At 69.9% G+C, this 19,021-nt stretch carries 14 protein-coding genes and 2 pseudogenes; 6 read left to right on the top strand and 10 right to left on the bottom strand.

Annotated elements, in window-relative coordinates:
- Nucleotides 1-265: 265 nt before the first annotated feature.
- The 8 genes and pseudogenes from OG792_RS33615 to rpmH form a co-directional block, all read right to left on the bottom strand.
- Nucleotides 266-1,099: pseudogene (locus OG792_RS33615) on the bottom strand (ParB/RepB/Spo0J family partition protein); the annotation flags it as partial.
- Nucleotides 1,100-1,330: 231 nt separating this feature from the next.
- On the bottom strand, nucleotides 1,331-2,368 hold the full coding sequence (locus OG792_RS33610; RefSeq protein WP_442932529.1) for a ParA family protein: 1,038 nt from the start codon (nucleotides 2,366-2,368) through the stop codon (nucleotides 1,331-1,333).
- A gap of 1,028 nt (nucleotides 2,369-3,396) precedes the next feature.
- A complete protein-coding gene (gene rsmG / locus OG792_RS33605) occupies nucleotides 3,397-4,251 on the bottom strand; it encodes a 16S rRNA (guanine(527)-N(7))-methyltransferase RsmG (protein ID WP_329111599.1) in 855 nt (284 codons plus the stop codon).
- 7 nt (nucleotides 4,252-4,258) lie between these two features.
- On the bottom strand, nucleotides 4,259-4,822 hold the full coding sequence (locus OG792_RS33600) for a Jag family protein (protein ID WP_442932528.1): 564 nt from the start codon (nucleotides 4,820-4,822) through the stop codon (nucleotides 4,259-4,261).
- A gap of 285 nt (nucleotides 4,823-5,107) precedes the next feature.
- A complete protein-coding gene (yidC, locus tag OG792_RS33595; protein WP_329105787.1) occupies nucleotides 5,108-6,160 on the bottom strand; it encodes a membrane protein insertase YidC in 1,053 nt (350 codons plus the stop codon).
- Entirely contained in the window at nucleotides 6,157-6,450 is a 294-nt protein-coding gene (gene yidD / locus OG792_RS33590; RefSeq protein ID WP_329105785.1) for a membrane protein insertion efficiency factor YidD, read from the bottom strand. The genes yidC and yidD overlap by 4 nt, the downstream gene beginning before the upstream one ends.
- Complete coding sequence (rnpA, locus tag OG792_RS33585; RefSeq protein ID WP_329105784.1) at nucleotides 6,447-6,875, bottom strand: ribonuclease P protein component; 429 nt, start codon at nucleotides 6,873-6,875, stop codon at nucleotides 6,447-6,449. Before rnpA ends, yidD begins: the two co-directional genes overlap by 4 nt.
- 34 nt (nucleotides 6,876-6,909) lie before the next feature.
- Nucleotides 6,910-7,047: a 50S ribosomal protein L34 gene (rpmH, locus tag OG792_RS33580; protein WP_091249168.1), complete on the bottom strand. Its 138-nt coding sequence runs from the start codon at nucleotides 7,045-7,047 to the stop codon at nucleotides 6,910-6,912.
- Between the two features lie 658 nt (nucleotides 7,048-7,705).
- On the opposite strand from rpmH, the gene dnaA reads away from it, so the two are divergent.
- The 5 genes from dnaA (at nucleotide 7,706) to OG792_RS33555 (ending at nucleotide 14,515) form a co-directional block, all read left to right on the top strand.
- On the top strand, nucleotides 7,706-9,598 hold the full coding sequence (dnaA, locus tag OG792_RS33575; protein ID WP_329105780.1) for a chromosomal replication initiator protein DnaA: 1,893 nt from the start codon (nucleotides 7,706-7,708) through the stop codon (nucleotides 9,596-9,598).
- 1,035 nt (nucleotides 9,599-10,633) lie between these two features.
- Entirely contained in the window at nucleotides 10,634-11,767 is a 1,134-nt protein-coding gene (gene dnaN, locus OG792_RS33570) for a DNA polymerase III subunit beta (RefSeq protein ID WP_329105778.1), read from the top strand.
- Between the two features lie 39 nt (nucleotides 11,768-11,806).
- Complete coding sequence (gene gnd / locus OG792_RS33565) at nucleotides 11,807-12,679, top strand: phosphogluconate dehydrogenase (NAD(+)-dependent, decarboxylating) (protein WP_329105776.1); 873 nt, start codon at nucleotides 11,807-11,809, stop codon at nucleotides 12,677-12,679.
- A gap of 5 nt (nucleotides 12,680-12,684) precedes the next feature.
- Nucleotides 12,685-13,818 carry a DNA replication/repair protein RecF gene (gene recF, locus OG792_RS33560; protein ID WP_329105774.1) on the top strand — a complete coding sequence of 378 codons (1,134 nt, stop codon included), beginning with the start codon at nucleotides 12,685-12,687 and terminating at the stop codon, nucleotides 13,816-13,818.
- Complete coding sequence (locus OG792_RS33555) at nucleotides 13,808-14,515, top strand: DUF721 domain-containing protein (RefSeq protein WP_442932344.1); 708 nt, start codon at nucleotides 13,808-13,810, stop codon at nucleotides 14,513-14,515. Before recF ends, OG792_RS33555 begins: the two co-directional genes overlap by 11 nt.
- Before the next feature lie 163 nt (nucleotides 14,516-14,678).
- On the opposite strand, the pseudogene OG792_RS33550 reads toward OG792_RS33555, so the two are convergent.
- A pseudogene (locus OG792_RS33550) lies at nucleotides 14,679-15,809 on the bottom strand (MFS transporter); the annotation flags it as partial.
- Nucleotides 15,810-16,003: 194 nt separating this feature from the next.
- Nucleotides 16,004-16,558 (bottom strand): hypothetical protein, encoded by a 555-nt coding sequence (locus tag OG792_RS33545; RefSeq protein WP_329105772.1) that lies wholly within the window; start codon nucleotides 16,556-16,558, stop codon nucleotides 16,004-16,006.
- A gap of 496 nt (nucleotides 16,559-17,054) precedes the next feature.
- Between OG792_RS33545 and gyrB the strand changes: the two genes are divergently transcribed.
- The gene (gyrB, locus tag OG792_RS33540; RefSeq protein ID WP_329105770.1) at nucleotides 17,055-18,998 is read left to right on the top strand and encodes a DNA topoisomerase (ATP-hydrolyzing) subunit B; all 1,944 of its coding nucleotides are present in this window, start codon (nucleotides 17,055-17,057) and stop codon (nucleotides 18,996-18,998) included.
- The last annotated feature ends 23 nt before the right edge of the window (nucleotides 18,999-19,021 follow it).

Here is a 19,021-nt window from a genome sequence, read left to right as displayed (position 1 = left end):
GCGTGCTGCCCGGCGATCCGTCGCGGGAGTGCCCGACGCTCGGCCGCGTCCCGCCCGACAATCTCTGCCGTGAAACACCTCGAAGATCGCCGCACGGTTTCACGTGAAACGGGCCGACCGGCGGAACGCGCCCCACCGGAGCCGCACCTCGTCCGAACGAGACATGCCTGCGGCGCGAGCCGGAAGGCGGCGTACCCCGAAAATGGCGATGGCCGCGGTCCGCCGGAGTCGGCGGGCGCGGCCATCGGTTCAGCTCCAGGATCGGTCAGCCGGGAGCGTCCTGCTCCTCCATGCCGATGATGCCCACGATGCGTTCGAGATCGTCAACCGAGGCGAACTCGATCGTGATCTTGCCCTTGCTCCGACCGATGTCCACCTTGACCCGGGTGTCGAAACGATCGGACAGGCGGTCGGCGAGATCGGTCAGCGCCGGAGCGTGCGGCTTGGCCCGTCGCGCCGCAGGCGCACTCTTGGTTGCCGCGCCCTCGGAGATTGCCAGTTGCACAAGCTCCTCGGTCGTACGCACGGAGAGCCCCTCGGCCACCACTCGCAGCGCGAGTGCCTCCTGCGCGTCCGCCTCGTCGAGACCCAGGAGGGCACGAGCGTGACCGGCGGACAGTATGCCCGCAGCGACCCGCCGCTGAACCTGTGCCGGGAGATTCAGCAGCCGGATCGTGTTGGAGATCTGGGGCCGGCTGCGGCCGATCCGCCGAGCGAGTTCCTCGTGCGTGGCCCCGAACTCCTCCAGCAGCTGCTGGTACGCGGCCGCCTCTTCCAGCGGGTTCAGGTTCGCCCGGTGGATGTTCTCCAGCAGCGCGTCCCGCAGCATCGCATCGTCGCGGGTGTCCCGGACGATCGCCGGGATGACCTCCCGGCCGACCGCCTGCGCCGCGCGCCACCGCCGCTCGCCCATGACGAGCTCGTACTGATCGCCGTCGAGGCGCCGTACGACGATCGGCTGGAGAAAGCCGACCTCCTGGATCGAGGTCTTCAGCTCCTCCAGTGCCTCCTCGTCGAAGACCTGCCGGGGCTGCTTCGGGTTGGGCACGATCGAGCCGACGGGGATCTCCGCGAAGTGCGCCCCCGGCACCGGTGCCAGTTCGGGACCGGACTCGATCGCCGGTTCAGGTTCGAACGGCTCGGGCGCGGCCGGGAAGGCGCTGTCGTCGGCGACCTGCTGGGTGGCCTCGATCCGGCTCGGGACGTCGTCCTCGGCCGTCGCCACTCCGGACGCCGGTACCGGGGCAGTGGGGATCAACGCCCCGAGACCCCGACCAAGTCCGCCCCGCGGACGGTTCTTCATGCCACGCCTCCCACCGAATCAACCGACCTAAGCATTCCGGCCGGCGGGGTCCTTGACCCCCCGCTCCGCAATCTCCTGGGCCGCCTCGAAGTAACTCGTCGCGCCCCGCGAACCGGGATCGTAGGTCATCACCGACTGACCGTAACTAGGAGCCTCCGAAACCCGCACGTTACGCGGGATGACCGCCTGGAGGACCTTGTCGCCGAAGTGGTTGCGGACGTCCTGCTCCACGGCGTCGGCAAGCCGGGTACGCCGGTCGTACATGGTGAGCAGGATGGTCGAGACGTCGAGGGTGGGGTTCAGGTGCTGCTTCACCAGATTGATGTTGTTGATCAACTGGTTGAGCCCCTCCAGCGCGTAGTACTCGCACTGGATCGGGATCAGCACCTCCTGGGCGGCGACCAGAGCGTTGACCGTCAGCAGGCCGAGTGAGGGCGGGCAGTCGATGAACACGTAGTCGAACTGGCCGGGGTAGGCGTTGATGGCGCGTCCCAGCCGCGACTCGCGGGCCACCACGGAGACCAGTTCGATCTCGGCGCCGGCAAGGTCGATGGTCGCCGGTACGCACCAGAGGTTCGGAATGCCCTCGACCGCCTGGGCCACCTCGGCGAGGGGCACGTTCTCGATCAGGCAGTCGTAGACGTCGGGGATACCCGCGTGGTGCGGAACGTTGAGTCCGGTCGAGGCATTTCCCTGGGGGTCGAGATCGACCACGAGTACCCGGTTACCGTGCAGCGCCAGCGCAACCGCCAGGTTGACCGTGGTCGTGGTCTTGCCGACGCCGCCCTTCTGGTTCGCGACACACATGATCCGCGTCCGGGTGGGGCGGGGCATGGTCACCTCGCCACTCGGGTTCAGGATTTGCACGGCGCGCATTGCCTCCATAGCCAACGGGGGATCATCCTCTTCCCGAGACGAAGTTTCACGTGAAACGTACGCGTCCCTTCCCGGATCTTCCGGGAAGGGTCCGGTGCTGTGCGGGGGTGTGTCTGGCGGGGCGGCCGCCGCCGGCTCCGGTTGAACGGGCGCACTGGCGTTGGGCTGCTGCACCACGGGCCCACCCACTCCCGACGACTGGTACGACGAACCGGCCGACACCGGTACGGGTTGTTCCGGTACTACGGGCGCCTGCCGTGGCGCCCCGCCCCGCTCGACCGCCGGCCCGTCGGACCGGTGCCGCTCCGCTACCAGCCGCCTCCGTGTCGATGCTCCCGCTTCCGCCGTTCCGGTCGCGGGGCGAGCGGTTGTCCGATCGACTCCTGGTAACGCGGGGCCGTACTCCTCTGCTGGACTCGCCGCTGAATCTATCCCGTGGGGTAACCGGGCTCGACTTCCGGCCGACCAGCCCTCGTACTCGGTTTCACGTGAAACATCGGGGCCATCGGGCTGATGGCGCCGGGCTTCGGTTATCGCTTGATCGTCGTACCTACCGTTGTCATGCACCGTGTCATCCCTGCCAGCTTCGGATGGGTCGGCACCGCCAGCGCCCAAGAACTTCGCGCTTCCGGGTTGTAGCCTACGGCCCGGTAAGAAACGGCAGGGGCCCACAGGGCCGCCGGCCGACGCCCGGTCCACACTATCGACGCGCGGCCAGCCTACGGCCGATGGGCCGACGAGACCATGGCTGACAACAAGGTCCACCGCCGAGGCCGCCAGAAACAACCCTCCGAACGAGGCAACCACACTAGGAACGAGCCAACCACGGCAGAGGTGCCGGCCTGACCGCACACCTCGGCCGTCCACGACGGTGCTCGCTCACCGGTCCGGCATCGCCGACCCGATGTCGCAACACCCGTCCGATCGTTGGTCGCGCCCCTGGCCGTGTGCGTGGCCTGGCGGCCGCCGACCATTCGCTCGCGTCGACCGCCGCTCGATGGCAGCAACCCCGGCCCGGCCCGACTCCGGTCGAGCAGCCGCTTCACGCCGACCGGAAGCCGAGGTCGGCCTCGCCACGGGCGACCCGCCCGCCATACCCACCGATGCTCACCAGAACCAGCGGGACCGCCCGATCTCCGGAACGGGTGCCGACACAGCCCGGCCCTGGCTCATCGTGAACCAGGGCCGGGCCGACAGGATGCCGAGAACGCGCGGGGTCAGCGGCCCCGGGCTCGACCGCCACCACGGCGGCCCGACTCCGCGCGGGCGGCCGCGCGGCGCTCGGCCAGGGCGGCCCGCGCTGCGGCACCGACCAGGCGCTCACGCACGATCTCCACCACGGTGGTCGGCGGGTCGACCAGCCCGACCCCGCAGTGCTTCACCTCGGGAGCCGCACCACCGAGCCGCGCTACGGCCTTGCCGTACTCCGCGACCTCCTCGGCGGCCGAGGAACCCTTCAGCGCGAGCACTCGTCCCTTGAGGGTGGTGAGCGGCAGGCACCAACCGGCGAGCCGGTCGAGCGGGGCCACGGCTCGGGCGGTGACGATGTCGGCCGGCACCCCGCGAGGCCCGCCGGCGGCCAACTCCTCCGCCCGCGTCCGGAGCACCGTCACCGACGGATCCAGACCGAGGGCGGTCACCGCCTCGGTCAGGAAGGCGGTCCGCCGGGCCAACGGCTCCACGAGTACGACCGACAGGTCCGGCCGTGCGATGGCGAGCACGATGCCGGGCAGACCGGCCCCGGAACCGACGTCCAGTACGGAAGCGCCGGTGGGGATGAGTTCGGCAACCGCCGCACAGTTGAGCAGGTGTCGGGCCCAGATCCGGGGCGCCTCGCGTGGCCCGATCAGACCACGCAGCACCCCGTCGGTGGCCAGCAGTTCCGCGTACGCGGTGGCCAGGTCGAGTCGGTCGCCGAAGAGCGTACGAGCGGCGTCGACCAGTTCGTCGGGCAGCGACACGTCCGGGGCCGCGGACTGGTCCACTCCGTCCGGGACGGCGGAAGCAGACGGCCCGGGCGGTGTGTCACCACCCGGGCCGGCGGCGGCGTCAGCCGCAGGGTCGTACGTCATCATCCGGTCAGGCAACCGGACGGACGATGATGCGACGGTTGGGCTCGACGCCCTCCGACTCGCTCTCCACGCCACTGATGGCGTTGACCACGTCGTGCACACACTTGCGCTCGAACGCGGACATCGGTTCGAGGCGTACCGGCTCGCCGTGCTCCTTGACCTTCTCCACCGCGTTCTTCGCCACCGCGGCCAGCTCCTTGCGCCGGTTGGCGCGGTAGCCGCCGACGTCGAGCAGCAGACGGCTCGGCGTACCGGTCTGCCGGAAGACGGCGAGCCGGGTCAGCTCCTGGAGCGCCTCCAGGGTGGCGCCGCGCTGGCCGACCAGCGGTTGCAGCCGGCCCCCCACGACCTCCACGACCGGACGGCCGGCCGACACCAGCTCGTCGATGTCACCGTCGTAGTCGAGGATGTCCAGCAGCCCTTCGACATAGTCCGCGGCGATCTCGCTCTGCCGGAACAGGTCGGCTTCGGTGATCGCGGGCTTGCCAGCCGCCGCCGTACGCACCTCGGTGCCGCCCTCGGCGGCCTCCTCGTCGGTGTCGTCGTCGATGTCGTCGGACTCGACCGTGATCGGATCCGTCTCCTCTTCGAGGGTCTGCTGCTCGGCGCGCGGAATGCTGGTGTCGGTCACGGTCTCATCTCCGTACTCGCTCGGCCGGACCTGTACGGTCCGCTGATTCCCGGGCCCGGCGGGAGGTCGCCGAGTGCCACGGGCACGTCTTCTCGGGCGGGTCGCCCGCTACCGCGACCGCGCGCGGTGGAATCCGGTTCCGGCGCCGGGCGCGCTGGCGGCTGCCTGGACTCCGGATTCCTGCGGGCTGCCGGCGGGGGTGGGTACCGCCGGCAGCCCGATAGCTCAACCTTGACGCTTGGCCGGGCGACCCTTCTTCGGGTTGACCGGCTTGGCACCCGGCTTCGGCGCCAGCGCCTTGGTGTCGATGGCGGGCTTGGGTGCCGGCTGCGCGGCGCCGTTGGCCTTGGTACGGCCGAAGAGACCACTCGGCTTGGCCGCCGGTGCCGCCTTGCTGCCGGTGCCCGGCCGGTTGCCCGTACCCGGGCGGTTGCCGGTGCCCGCGTTCCGCGAGCTCGATCCGGGCAGGCCGGGCAGGCTCGCGGTGGGCGGCGGCGGGTACTTCCGCAGCACCCACTGCTGCTGGCCGAGGGTGAAGAGGTTGTTGGTCACCCAGTAGATGATCACGCCGATCGGGAAGATCGCGCCGGAGATGAGCAGCGAGGCCGGGATGCCGTAGAGCATCAACCGCTGGATCATTCGCTGCTGCGGGTCCTGGGCCCAGCCGGTCTTGAGGATCATCTGACGGCTGGTCAGGTACGTGGTGGCGATCATGATGAGGACCAGGAAGCCCGCGATGATTTTCACGGTGGTCGGGTTGGCGCCCAGGGCGCTCATCTCGGCCGCGGTCGAGCCGAACCGGCCGGAGATCGGGGCGGTGAAGAGCTTCGCGTTGGAGGCGCTGGTGAACTGGTCCAGGCTCCAGCCGTAGATCGTCGGCCGCGGGTTGTCCGGGTTGACCCGGCGGAGCACGTGGAAGAGGCCGAGGAAGACCGGGATCTGTAGGAACATCGGAAGGCAACCCATCAGCGGGTTGGCCTTCTCCTTCCGGTACAGCTCCATCGTTTCCTTCTGGAGCGTCTCCCGGTCACCCTTGTGCTTCTCCTGCAATGCCTTGATCTGAGGCGCGAGGGCTTGCATCGCCCGCTGGGACTTGATCTGCTTGACGAAGACCGGGAAGAGGATCACCCGAACGGTGATCACCAGGAAAACGATCGAGAGGATCCAGGTCCAGTTCGTACCGAGGACCGCTGACTCCGGTACCCCGATCGCGTCCCACGCGGAGTGCCAGATCAGCAGGATCCACGAGATCGCCCAGTAGATCCAGTCGAGACTCAATTCGGGGCTCCAGTCACATCGGCATGTCGGCGGCCGCCCGGTTCCGGTACCGGGTCATATCCACCAGGGTGGAAAGGGTGGCAGCGCGACAGCCGCCAGACCGCGAGGCCGGTTCCCCGGAGGGCACCGTGCCGCGTCACCGCCTCAAGGGCGTATGCGCTGCACGACGGGTAGAACCGACAGCGGGCCGGCAGCGCCGGGCTTATCCAACGACGGTACGCGACGATGGCTCCTGCCAGCACGCGGGCACCGAGTGTGGTGGCTCGGGACCTCCCGGTAGCCCCGCTCATTCGGCCCGCCGCCCCGAACGCCGGGGTCGCCGGGCCGCGGCGAGGGCCGCGTCCAGGTCGGCTGCGAGTCGGTCGTACGTCAGGTCGCCAGCGCCGGGCAGCGCCCGTACGACGAGGGTTGTCCCGGCCGGCAGGGTGACCAACCGTTCCCGGACCAGGTGCCGCAACCGGCGACGGACAGTGTTGCGGACCACCGCGCCGCCGACCGCCTTGGAGACGACAAAGCCGGCGCGCGCCGGCGTGGAGTCGTGCTCCGCGCCGGCCGGACGCACCGGCTCTGGCGTTGCTGTTTCGGGCCCGACGGACGGCAAACCGGACGACAGGTCGAGGTGGACCACGACGGCGCCCCGACCGGCACGCCGTCCGCCGCGGATCGCAACGGCGAACTCGCCGCTACGCCGCAGTCGCTGCGCGGCCGCCAGCACGACGTCTACATCCCCGGGCCGGGCCGATCGGCCCTCAGGCCGACAGGCGGTCGCGGCCCTTGGCGCGGCGGGTCGAAAGGATGGCGCGGCCGGCGCGGGTACGCATGCGCAGCCGGAAGCCGTGGGTCTTCGCGCGCCGGCGGTTGTTCGGCTGGTAGGTGCGCTTGCTCACGTCAGGCTCTCCGTCTTCGTACGAGCCCCGGTCGGTCGACTACGGGGTCGGATGGTGGTCCGCCGTCGACCACCGTCGCGGGTGGCCTACGGTCGATGCTGCCCGCTGGTGCACGGACCGGCGAGGCGCGGGGTGGCGGCCGCGGACAGCAAGCACCCATCACCCTAGCAGAGGGCGAGAGAGCAGCCGCTAAAGCCTACGCACGGGCGCAATGACCGTCAAACACCACCGGAACCGTGCCAGAAAATCGGTCAGCATGGGACGACGGGGTCGGAAGGGGCAGTTTTCGCCGATGTTCGGCCTGCCCACACCCGTCCGACGGTTGAAGCGTTGTGGAGAACGCTGTTAGCGTGCCCGTTTGCCGGTGAGCGTCAGGGGGCTGTTGCCGCTACCGTGCAAAACTGGACAAGCTAGTCGATCGTTCGACAGGTGAACCCGCGTCAGCGCTGATTCAGCCGGGGGCAGGTAGGGCAGGGGTCCGGCGGGGAGCCACAATCAGTCGATACACAGGTTGTGGATAACTTGTGGACGACGGTGCGGTCAACCGCCGGGCATGCCAGGTCGTGCCTGTTCGAGAGCGGTAGCAGGCCCGGAAAGCGTCGACTGGCAAGACAGCAGCGGCGACCGGGGACGCAGAGGCGATGGGGGTGGCGCGACGGTGGCCGACACGATCGACCTTGCCGCGGTGTGGCTGGCCGCAACCGATGATCTTGCCGACGAGATTATCTCGGCGCAACAGCGCGCGTACCTCCGCCTCACCCGCCTGCGCGCCATCGTCGAGGACACGGCACTGCTCTCGGTCCCGGACGCGTTCACCCGCGACGTCATCGAGTCCCGGCTCCGCCCGGCGATCACCGACGCGCTCTCCCGCCACCTCGGCCGGGCCATCCAGGTCGCGGTCACGGTCCGCCCGCCGGAGGACGGCCAGGGACGGCCGACCGGCACCCTGTACGGCAGCGGCACCCCGAACCCGGCCCCGAGCGGGTACGCCCCGGCGCCCGTACCGAGTGCCTACGGCCCGATGCCGGAGGGGCCCCGGGACACCGCACCGACCGGTCCGATCGACCGAGTGCCCACCGGCTCCGCCCAGTACCCTCCCGCCGCCCCGGTCGAGTCGCCCCGGATGGGGCTGATCCCGAACAGTCGCGACGGTGGCCAGGACACCCTGTTCGGGCCCGGCTACCCGGACCACTCGGGCTACCCCGAGCAGTCGTCGTACCCCGAGCCGGGCTACCCGGACGGAACCTATCCCGATCCCGGCCGCGCGGCTTCGCACCAGGAGCGGCGCAACCTGGACGACCGTGGCGTCGACCGGAACGCGGGCGGCCCGCATGGCCTGGACCCCCGGCAGTTGGAACACCGCTACCGGGACGACTCGATCGGCGACCAGGGGCCCCGCGTCCTGCCCCGTGACAACGGCACCGACAGCGGACCCGGTCGGGGCAGCTCGCCGATCGACCACCGCTCGGGAGTCCGGGACGACCGCCGGCTCGGCGGCGGCATGGACAACGGGAGCGCCGGCGGCAACCGGTTGAACCCGAAGTACATGTTCGAGACCTTCGTCATCGGTTCGTCGAACCGGTTCGCCCACGCCGCCTCCGTCGCGGTGGCCGAGTCGCCGGCCAAGGCGTACAACCCGCTCTTCATCTACGGCAGCTCGGGGCTGGGCAAGACCCACCTGTTGCACGCCATCGGGCACTACGCCACCACGCTGGGCAACGCCCGCTCGGTGCGGTACGTCTCCACCGAAGAGTTCACCAACGACTTCATCAACTCGCTGCGGGACGACAAGACCAGTGCGTTCCAGCGCCGCTACCGCGACGTCGACATCCTCCTGATCGACGACATCCAGTTCCTGGAGAACCGCGAGCGGACCCAGGAGGAGTTCTTCCACACCTTCAACACGCTGCACAACGCGAACAAGCAGATCGTGATCAGCTCCGATCGCTCGCCCCGCGACCTGGCCACGCTGGAAGACCGGATGCGTACCCGGTTCGAGTGGGGCCTGCTGGCCGACATCCAGCCGCCGGATCTGGAGACGCGGATCGCGATCCTCCAGAAGAAGGCCGCCCAGGAGCGGATGTACGCCCCGCCGGACGTACTGGAGTTCATCGCGTCCCGGGTCTCGAACTCGATCCGGGAGCTTGAGGGTGCCCTGATCCGGGTGACCGCGTTCGCCAGCCTGACCCGGGCCACGGTCGAGCTGTCGCTGGCCGAGGAGGTCCTGCGGGACTTCATCCCGGACGGCTCCGGCCCGGAGATCAACGCCGACCAGATCATGGTGTCCACCGCCGACTACTTCGGGGTGAGCCTGGAGGACCTGCGCGGTCAGTCCCGGTCCCGGGTACTGGTCAACGCCCGCCAGGTGGCCATGTACCTGTGTCGGGAGCTGACCGAGCTGTCGCTGCCCCGGATCGGCCAGGCGTTCGGCGGCCGGGACCACACGACGGTGATGCACGCCGACCGCAAGATCCGCCAGCAGATGGCCGAACGGCGTTCGCTCTACAACCAGATCGCCGAGCTGACGAACCGGATCAAGCAGAACACCTGAACTCAGGACGGTACGCGGACGAGCCGGCGAGGGGTGCCGAACCCCGTACGCCGGAACCGACCCCGCCGATAGCCGGACGCGTCGGCGCGTCCGCCCGCTTGTCGTGCGCCTACGCCGACGGTGATCGACCCCGCGCGGTCAGGTTGCGTTGTCTCCCTGCCGCCGTCGCGTCCCCCGCTCGGGCCGCTGATCTTCCACCGGTGGGCTGTCCTTTCGTACCGTCCGGCACGACGATCGGGTCGGATCCGGGGCGCCCGGCGGCACCGACGACAGCGGCGGATGGTCTTCCGAGGGGCCCGTCCCGCCCCGGATCGGGCACTGCCACGGGGTCGTCCGGGCCACATTGACGGCGTACGGCCGCCTCGCCGCACCTTGCCGAGGACGATCGGCGGTGGACGGGCGGAAGTTGTCCACACCCGGTTATCCACCGACGGTGGACAACCGGTGGTGCCGATCTTCTCCGTCATCCACAACCTGTGGACAACTTCTGGGGAAACCGCTGTGGACAGACACGCTCCGTAGTCGAGTTATCCACGGGTGGCGGGTGCCTGTGGACCGCCTGTTGAAGGTTCTGGGGACAGTGGTGGTCGATGGGGATTCGACTGTCCCCAACCCTGGGGAGAAACCCGGTGGAGAACCGGTGGACAACCGGTGGATAACCGTGGACAACCGTGGATGACCGGTGGGCTGTGGATCGCGGGCCGGGTTTTACCCCAGGTTTTCCCCAGCTAACCCACCGGTGGATAATCCTCTGGCCAGGCCAAACGCCGCTCATCCACAGTTTGCACAACACCGATGAAGACGATGAGTTTTATCTCTAAGACAACAAAAACCAATCATCACCGTTGGGCATTCTGTGGATTGTGCTGATCGACCGCAGCAGAGCCCGGCATCGACCGCCGAACCACCGGGGTCGGACGCAGAGCCGATGACATCGCGGCCTAAGGTGCGATGGGGATCCGCACGGTTGGCCGGGCGGGCAGGCGCCACCCGGCATGAGACAGTGGTCGCTGACGTCGACGCGGAGGCAATGGCATGAAGTTCCGAGTGGAGCGCGACGCGCTCGCCGACGCCGTGGCCTGGACGGCCAAGAGTCTGCCGAGCCGGCCATCGGTTCCGGTGCTCGCCGGCGTGATGCTGCGGGTCGCCGAGGGGAGCCTGCATGTGTCAGGCTTCGACTACGAGGTTTCCAGCCAGGTGACGGTGGACGTACAGGCCGACGCCGACGGCGCGGCCCTCGTCTCCGGCCGGCTGCTCGCCGAGATCACCAAGGCGCTGCCGAACAAGCCGGTGGACATCGCCGCCGTCGGCTCGCACCTGGAGCTGGTCTGCGGCAGCGCCCGGTTCACCCTGCCGACGATGCCGGTCGAGGACTACCCCACGCTGCCGGAGATGCCCGCCAGCACCGGCACCATCGACGCCGCCGCGTTCGCCGCGGCGGTCGGCCAGGTCGCGATCGCCGCCGGCCGGGACGAGACGCTGCCGATGATGACCGGGGTACGGATCGAGCTGAACGGCGGCACGCTGTCGATGCTGGCGACCGACCGCTACCGGCTCGCCCTGCGCGAGATGCAGTGGCAGCCGGACGACCCGGAGATCAGCCTCAACGCGCTGGTGCCGGCCAAGACCCTGAACGACACGGCGAAGACGCTCGGCCCGATCGGTGGCCAGGTGACCATGGCGCTGGCCCAGGGCGCGGCCGGCGAGGGGATGATCGGCTTTGCCGGTGGCACCCGGCGTACGACCAGTCGGCTGCTCGACGGAGCCAACTACCCGCCGGTCCGGTCGCTCTTCCCGAGCAGCCACAACGCCGAGGCGCGGGTCGCGGTCAGTGGGCTGATCGAGGTCGTCAAGCGCGTGTCGTTGGTCGCCGAGCGCACCACGCCGGTGCTGCTGAGCTTCAGCTCGGACGGTCTGGTGGTCGAGGCCGGCGGCACCGAGGACGCGCGGGCGAGCGAGGCGATGGAGGCGACCTTCACCGGTGAGCCGCTGACCATCGGCTTCAACCCCGGCTATCTGATCGACGGGCTTCAGAACCTGGGCGCGGCGACGGCGGTGTTCTCCTTCGTCGACGCCTTCAAGCCCGCGGTGATCTCTCCTTCCGGAGAGGACGGGGAGGTCATCCCCGGCTATCGCTATCTGATCATGCCGATCCGGGTCACTCGCTGACCCGAAGCGGTAGAACGTAACTCATAAGGGGACACGGAAATGCAAATCGGCCTGGTAGGGCTCGGTCGGATGGGCGGCAACATGCGCGAACGGTTGCGCGCCGCCGGACACGAGGTGGTCGGTTTCGACCGTGACCCCGCGGTCACCGACGTTGCCGGTCTCGCCGAGCTGGCCGAGAAGCTGGCCGCCCCCCGGGTGGTCTGGGTGATGGTTCCGGCCGCGGTGACCTCGGCCACCATCGACGAGCTGTCCGGGGTGCTGGCGGCGGGCGACATCGTGATCGACGGCGGCAACTCCCGGTTCAGCGACGACGCCCCTCGGGCGGAGAAGCTCGACCGGTTCGGTATCGGCTACGTCGACGTCGGCGTTTCCGGCGGTGTCTGGGGCCGGCAGAACGGCTACGGGCTGATGGTCGGTGGCGCGCAGGAGCACGTGGACCGGCTGATGCCGATCTTCGAGGCGCTCAAGCCGGCCGGCGAGTTCGGCTTCGTGCACGCCGGCCCGGTCGGCGCCGGCCACTACGCCAAGATGGTGCACAACGGCATCGAGTACGGCCTGATGCACGCGTACGCCGAGGGCTACGAACTGATGTCCGCCTCCGAGCTGGTTACCAACGTGCCGGGCGTGATCAAGTCCTGGCGTGAGGGCACCGTGGTCCGGTCCTGGCTGCTCGACCTGCTCGACCGGGCGCTCGACGAGGACCCGGAGCTGGCCAACCTGCGTGGCTACGCCGAGGACACCGGCGAGGGGCGGTGGACGGTCGAGGAGGCGATCCGGCTCGCGGTTCCGCTGAACGTGATCACCGCGTCGCTGTTCGCCCGTTTCGTATCCCGCCAGGACGACTCGCCCGCGATCAAGGCGGTGGCCGCACTGCGCAACCAGTTCGGCGGCCACGCCACCCACAAGAGCTAGCGTCCGTGCACGTCCGCCGGCTCGAACTGATCGACTTCCGCTCGTACGAGCGGGTCGAGTTGGATCTTGAGCCGGGCGGGAACGTCTTCGTCGGCCCGAACGGGGTGGGCAAGACGAACCTCGTCGAGGCGCTGGGCTACGTGGCGACCCTGGCCAGCCACCGGGTCGCCACCGATGCCCCGCTGGTCCGGGTCGGGGCGGGTGCCGCGGTGCTCCGCTGCGCGATCGTGCACGACGGGCGGGAACTGCTGGTCGAGCTGGAGATCGTGCCGGGCAAGGCCAACCGGGCCAGGCTGGGGCGCTCGCCGGTCCGGCGGGCCCGGGATGTGCTCGGTGCCCTGCGGCTGGTGCTCTTCGCCCCGGAGGACCTGGAACTGGTCCGGGGCGATCCGGCCGAGCGGCGGCGCTACCTGGACGACCTGCTGGTCACCCGGCAGCCCCGGTACGCCGGGGTGCGGGCCGACTACGAGCGGGTGGTCAAGCAGCGCAACGCGTTGCTGCGGACGTCGTACCTGGCCCGTAAGACCGGCGGTTCGCGGGGTGGTGACCTGTCCACCCTCGACGTCTGGGACGCCCAGCTCGCCCGGCACGGCGCGGAACTGCTCGCCGGTCGGCTCGACCTGGTCGCCACCCTGGGGCCGCACGTCACGAAGGCGTACGACGCGGTGGCCGCCGGTCACGGTGCGGCCGGGATCGCGTACCGGCCCTCGGTCGAGCTGACCGACTCGGTGCCGGACCGGTCGACGCTGGAGGCGGTGTTGCTCGCCGCGCTGGTCGAGTCCCGGCCGGGTGAGGTGGAGCGGGGCGTGACCCTGGTCGGGCCGCACCGCGACGAGCTGAGCCTCACCCTCGGTCCGCTGCCGGCCAAGGGGTACGCCAGCCACGGCGAGTCCTGGTCGTACGCGCTGGCGCTGCGGCTGGCCGCGTACGAGCTGTTGCGGGCGGACGGCATCGAGCCGGTGCTGGCGCTGGACGACGTGTTCGCCGAGTTGGACGCCGGACGGCGCGAGCGGCTGGCCGAACTCGTCGGCGGGGCCAGTCAGCTGCTGGTCACCTGCGCGGTCGACGACGACGTGCCACGGCTGCTGCGGGGGTCCAGGTACGCCGTGACCGACGGGACGGTCCGCCGTGCCGGCTGATCCGAAGCCGAGCTCGAATCCGGCCCCGAGGACGACTCCGGGCACGACTCCGAAGGCGAAGCGGGGTACCGGGTCGGCAGCGGCCAAGGCTCCGGCCGCCGGTGCGCCCGAGGTTCCGGTGGCACCCGCGCAGTCGCCCGACCCGACGGCCGGGGCGAGCGGGCCGGAGCTGGCTCGGGCCGTACTGGATGCGGCGCGGGCCCGCCGGGAGACGAACCGGGCGCCACGTGCGCGCCGGACCGGCGCGGACGTCGACGGGGTGACCGGCGACGACCGGGGGGTGGGCCGGGACGGCCAGCCCCGGCGGCGGTTGCGCGGCTACTCGGGCCCGGGACCGGACCCGCGCGATCCGCAACTGCTCGGTACGGTGCTGGCCCGGTTGGTCAAGGCCCGTGGCTGGCAGCAGCCCACGGCGGAGGCGACGGTCTTCGGTGCGTGGGAGAAGGTGGTCGGCCCGGACGTGGCCAAGCACAGCCGCCCGATCAAGCTGGAGAACGGCGAGTTGACGGTGGAGGCGGAGTCGACCGCGTGGGCGACCCAGCTCCGGCTGCTCGCCGGCTCGCTGTTGAAGCGGATCGCCGGCGAGGTCGGCCATAACGTGGTTCGGAAGCTGCATATCCATGGGCCGACGGCGCCGTCGTGGTCGCGTGGGCCGCGACGGGTACGGGGGCGTGGCCCGCGGGACACATACGGCTGACCGCCGCCACACCGCGCCGCCGGGCCGCCGCCCGACCGATGGTCACCGCCGCCGCTGGCAGCGACCCGACCAGTACGGTCCGAGCCCGCTGCCGGGCGAGGGCCAGCCCGCCTGCCACCGAGGCGACCGCCGCGACCGCCCCAGCCAGTACCAGCGTCTGGCGTGGCCCGAAGTGCTCGGAGAGCCAGCCGAGCAGTGGCGCCCCGACCGCGGCGGAGACCGCGCCGGTGACGCCGACGGCGGCGAGGACCCGACCCCGCATGGCACCGTCGGTGTCGAGCTGGGCCCGGGTCCCGACGGTGGTGTCGATGATGACGGCGGTCGCCGCGATCGGCAGGATGAACGCGGCGAAGGTCCAGGTGCCGGGCGCCAGCCCGGCCAGGATCTGCATCAGGCTGGCGAGTATCCCGGCGCCGACCAGGATGCCGTGGCCCAGTTCGCGTCGCTGGGCGGCGACCAGCGCACCGATCACGGTGCCGACCGCGAAGACGGTCGAGAGCATGCCGTACCCGGAGGCTCCGGCGCGGAGCGGGCCGTCGCTCATGGCGGCCATGGTCACCTGGTAGTTGCGCCCGAGGCTGCCGAGCACGAAGGCGAGCGCGAGCATGGTCAGCACCAGGGGCTGCCCGCGCAGGTACGCGAAACCGGCCCGTACGCCCCCGGTGTCGGTCCGTGCCGCGACGCCGACCGATCGGGGTTCGGGGGTGTGCAGATCCCGCTGCCGGATGGCGAGCAGGGCCAGCACCACGGCGGCGAAGCTGATCGCGTTGACGAGGAACAGCGGGGCCGGGCCGGCTGCGGCGACCAGCACGGCGCCGACGCTCATGCCCAGGATCCGACCGGCCGAGTTGGTCAGCGAGCCGAGCGCGAGGGCGTTGCCGAGAGTGGCGCGGTCGACCAGGGTGGAACCCCAGCGACCCATCACCGGGCCCTCGACGGCGGAGACGGCACCACTGACCAGCGAGATCGCGTAGATCACCGATAGTCCGCCGACGTGTGACCAGGCCACGGTGGCCAGTCCCAGGGCGAGCGCGGTGTGCATGATCTGGGTGCCGATCAGCAGCGGCCGGGGCGGCAGCCGGTCGGCGAGCGCGCCGCCCCAGGTGCTGAGCAGCAGGGTCGGTACGGCCTGGAGCAGCACCGCCCAGCCCATCGAGGTCACCGAACCGGTCGCCTGGAGCACGAACCAGTTGATGCCGAGTACCTGCATCCAGGTGCCGATGATCGACACGAAGCCGGCGCCGGCCCAGATGCGGTAGTTGCGATGGCGCAGAGCAGCGAATGTGGCGCGCATGCCGCGGGCCGACCCCCCTCGGACGGCGGCGACGTACGCACACCAGATCCCGAACCCGCCGCCGGCTCTCGGCGACGACGCGCAATCATGGCTCGGGAGGTAACGGATCGTTTACTTCTAGTGATGCGGTTCATGCCCGGCGAGGGCGGTCCTGACCTGTGCCTATGTCGACCCGGGTCGGCGGCGGGACCGACTCAGGAGTCGGCGTAGACGGCGAAGCCGCGGTCGGCGCAGCGCCGGTAGAAGCCGGCGAGCACACTCAGCTCGGACCGGACGAAGCTCCACTGCGGGGCCGCGCCCGACTCGTCGCGCAGGGCGTCGAGCCGGCTGTCCAGCCAACGCAACTGCTGCTCGGCGAGGCGCCCGTCGGACAGCGCGGACCGGAGCACCGCACCGACCGTGTCGAAGGTCACCAGATCGCCGTACTGGCGGTGGCCGTCGACGAAGCGTTCGAGGCCGCCGGCGATCCAGGCGCAGCCATCCGGGTCGATCACCGGGTCCTCGTCCTCGGCTGCGGCCTCTGTGGCGTAGAGCACACCGTCGAGGCCGAGCAGAAGATCGACAAGCTCGGTGTACGCGGTCGCGCGTACCGTTCCGGTCTTCGCGATGTATCCGGCCAGGGCGGCGGTCGGAGCGGCCACCTCGGGCGCGTCGGCCAGGTCGCCGAAGTCGACGAAATCGGCCGGGGCCACCGGATCGTAGAAGCGGCCGGTACGCGGCCAATGCACCGCGACGTTGTCCAGCCCCATCGAGCGTCACCTTCCTGAGCACGTACCAAACCGGCCGTCCGAGGCACGGCGACAGCGACGCAAAGTTACGGCACGGCGAGGCGTTCGCGCGACCCCCGTACCCAAGATCCGCCTCCGATTTGAGCGCGGCGGCGCGGAGCGGCCTTGATCCGACCGATGGCGTGTGGGGGGAGTCGCGGTAGGCGGGGTGCGGCCGGCTACGGAGGTCTGAGGTGGGTCCGCAGGGGTGCCGCGTACTGGTTCTGTCGTCTCGGCACAGTAGGATTGACATCGAGACGAGGACACGGTGTGGAGCGACGACGCGGGCCAGGGTGGCCTGGGCCACCAGTCCGCACCGGGTCCGAGCCGATCGCGATCCGCGGGCATCCGCGGCGACCGGCGCTTTCGGCCGTATCCGCAGATCAATCGTGGTGCCGGCCTGTGCGCTGAGTCGCGTGCCCGCCAAACCCGCGCCCGCCGCGCCCTGGTGCCCGGATGGTGCGAGAAAGTGGCCAAGGTGGCAACGCAGGACAAGCAGGAATACGGTGCCGGGTCGATCCAGGTGCTTGAGGGCCTGGAGGCGGTTCGCAAGCGGCCCGGTATGTACATCGGATCGACCGGCGAGCGTGGTCTGCACCACCTGGTCTGGGAGGTTGTCGACAACGCGGTCGACGAGGCACTCGCCGGATACTGCGACACCATCGAGGTGACGGTGCTCGCCGACGGCGGCGTGCGGGTGATCGACAACGGCCGTGGTTTCCCGGTCGACCTCCACCCCACGCTGAAGAAGCCGGGCGTCGAGGTGGCGCTGACCATCCTGCACGCGGGCGGCAAGTTCGACGGCAAGGCGTACGCGGTCTCCGGCGGCCTGCACGGCGTGGGTGTTTCGGTGGTCAACGCGCTCTCCGTCCGGATGGCGCTGGAGATCCACAAGGACGGCTTCGTCTGGCGGCAGCAGTACCACAACTCCAAGCCGACGCCGCTGGAGAAGGGTGAGAGCACCAACCTCACCGGCTCCTCGGTGTCGTTCTGGCCGGACCCGACGATCTTCGAGACGATCGAGTTCACCTTCGAGACGATCTACCGCCGGTTGCAGGAGATGGCGTTCCTCAACCGGGGCTTGACGATCCAGTTGCGCGACGAGCGGGTCCAGGAGGACGACGGCAAGCCGCGCGAGGTGACCTTCTGCTACAAGGGCGGCATCTCCGACTTCGTCCGCCACCTGAACGCCTCGAAGAGCCCGATCCACAAGACCGTGGTCGAGTTCGGGGCCGAGGAAGAGGGCATGTCGGTCGAGATCGCCATGCAGTGGAACGAGTCGTACGGCGAGTCGGTCTACACCTTCGCCAACACGATCAACACCCACGAGGGTGGTACCCACGAGGAGGGCTTCCGGGCCGCGTTGACCGGTGTGGTCAACAAGTACGGCACCGAGAAGAAGTTCCTCAAGGGCGACGAGAAGCTCTCCGGTGAGGACGTCCGGGAGGGGCTGGCCGCGATCATCTCGGTCAAGCTGGCCAACCCGCAGTTCGAGGGTCAGACCAAGACCAAGCTGGGCAACACCCCGGTGAAGAGCTTCGTGCTCCGGGTCTGCAACGAGTGGCTGGTCGACTGGTTCGAGCGGAACCCGGCCGAGGCCAAGCTGATCATCACCAAGGCGACCCAGGCGTCGCGGGCCCGGATCGCCGCACAGCAGGCGCGCAAGCTGGCCCGGCGCAAGTCGCTGCTGGAGTCCGGCTCGATGCCGGGCAAGCTGGCCGACTGCCAGTCGACCGACCCGCGCGAGTCCGAGGTGTTCATCGTCGAGGGTGACTCCGCCGGTGGTTCGGCCAAGCAGGGGCGGGATCCGCGTACCCAGGCGATCCTGCCGATTCGCGGCAAGATCCTCAACGTGGAGAAGGCCCGGATCGACCGGGTGCTGAAGAACAACGAGGTCCAGGCGCTGATCACGGCGCTGGGCACCGGCATCCACGACGACTTCGACATGGAGAAGCTGCGCTACCACAAGGTCGTGCTGATGGCCGACGCGGACGTGGACGGCCAGCACATCCAAACCCTGCTGCTGACGCTGCTGTTCCGGTTCATGCGGCCGCTGGTCGAGATGGGGCACGTCTACCTGGCCGCACCGCCGCTCTACAAGATCAAGTGGAACAAGAAGGGCGACGACGCCCAGTACGCCTACTCCGACCGGGAACGGGACGGGCTGATCGCGCTGCGGCAGCAGAAGAAGCCGAACGCGAGGCCGGACGACATCCAGCGGTTCAAGGGTCTGGGCGAGATGAACTACCCGGAACTCTGGGAGACCACGATGAACCCGGCAACGCGTACGCTGCGTCAGGTCACGCTCGACGACGCTGCAACCGCTGACGAGTTGTTCAGCGTCCTGATGGGTGAGGACGTGGAGGCACGGCGGTCGTTCATCCAGCGGAACGCGAAGGATGTCCGGTTCCTCGACATCTAGGTGCTGACCCCGTACATCGGGGT

This window comes from Micromonospora sp. NBC_01699 (assembly GCF_036250065.1).
In the GTDB taxonomy this organism is placed as follows: Bacteria; Actinomycetota; Actinomycetes; order Mycobacteriales; family Micromonosporaceae; genus Micromonospora_G.
The sequence above is the reverse complement of the archived record's forward strand: the minus strand, read 5'-3'. Positions and strand labels throughout refer to the sequence as shown.

What these genes read in the sequence shown, in the direction of transcription:
- rsmG (WP_329111599.1), bottom strand. Translation starts at nt 4,251, where the DNA reads ATGACGTACGACCCTGCGGCTGACGCCGCCGCCGGCCCGGGTGGTGAC.
- dnaN (WP_329105778.1), top strand. Translation starts at nt 10,634, where the DNA reads ATGAAGTTCCGAGTGGAGCGCGACGCGCTCGCCGACGCCGTGGCCTGG.
- OG792_RS33545 (WP_329105772.1), bottom strand. Translation starts at nt 16,558, where the DNA reads ATGGGGCTGGACAACGTCGCGGTGCATTGGCCGCGTACCGGCCGCTTC.
- yidD (WP_329105785.1), bottom strand. Translation starts at nt 6,450, where the DNA reads ATGAGCGGGGCTACCGGGAGGTCCCGAGCCACCACACTCGGTGCCCGC.
- gnd (WP_329105776.1), top strand. Translation starts at nt 11,807, where the DNA reads ATGCAAATCGGCCTGGTAGGGCTCGGTCGGATGGGCGGCAACATGCGC.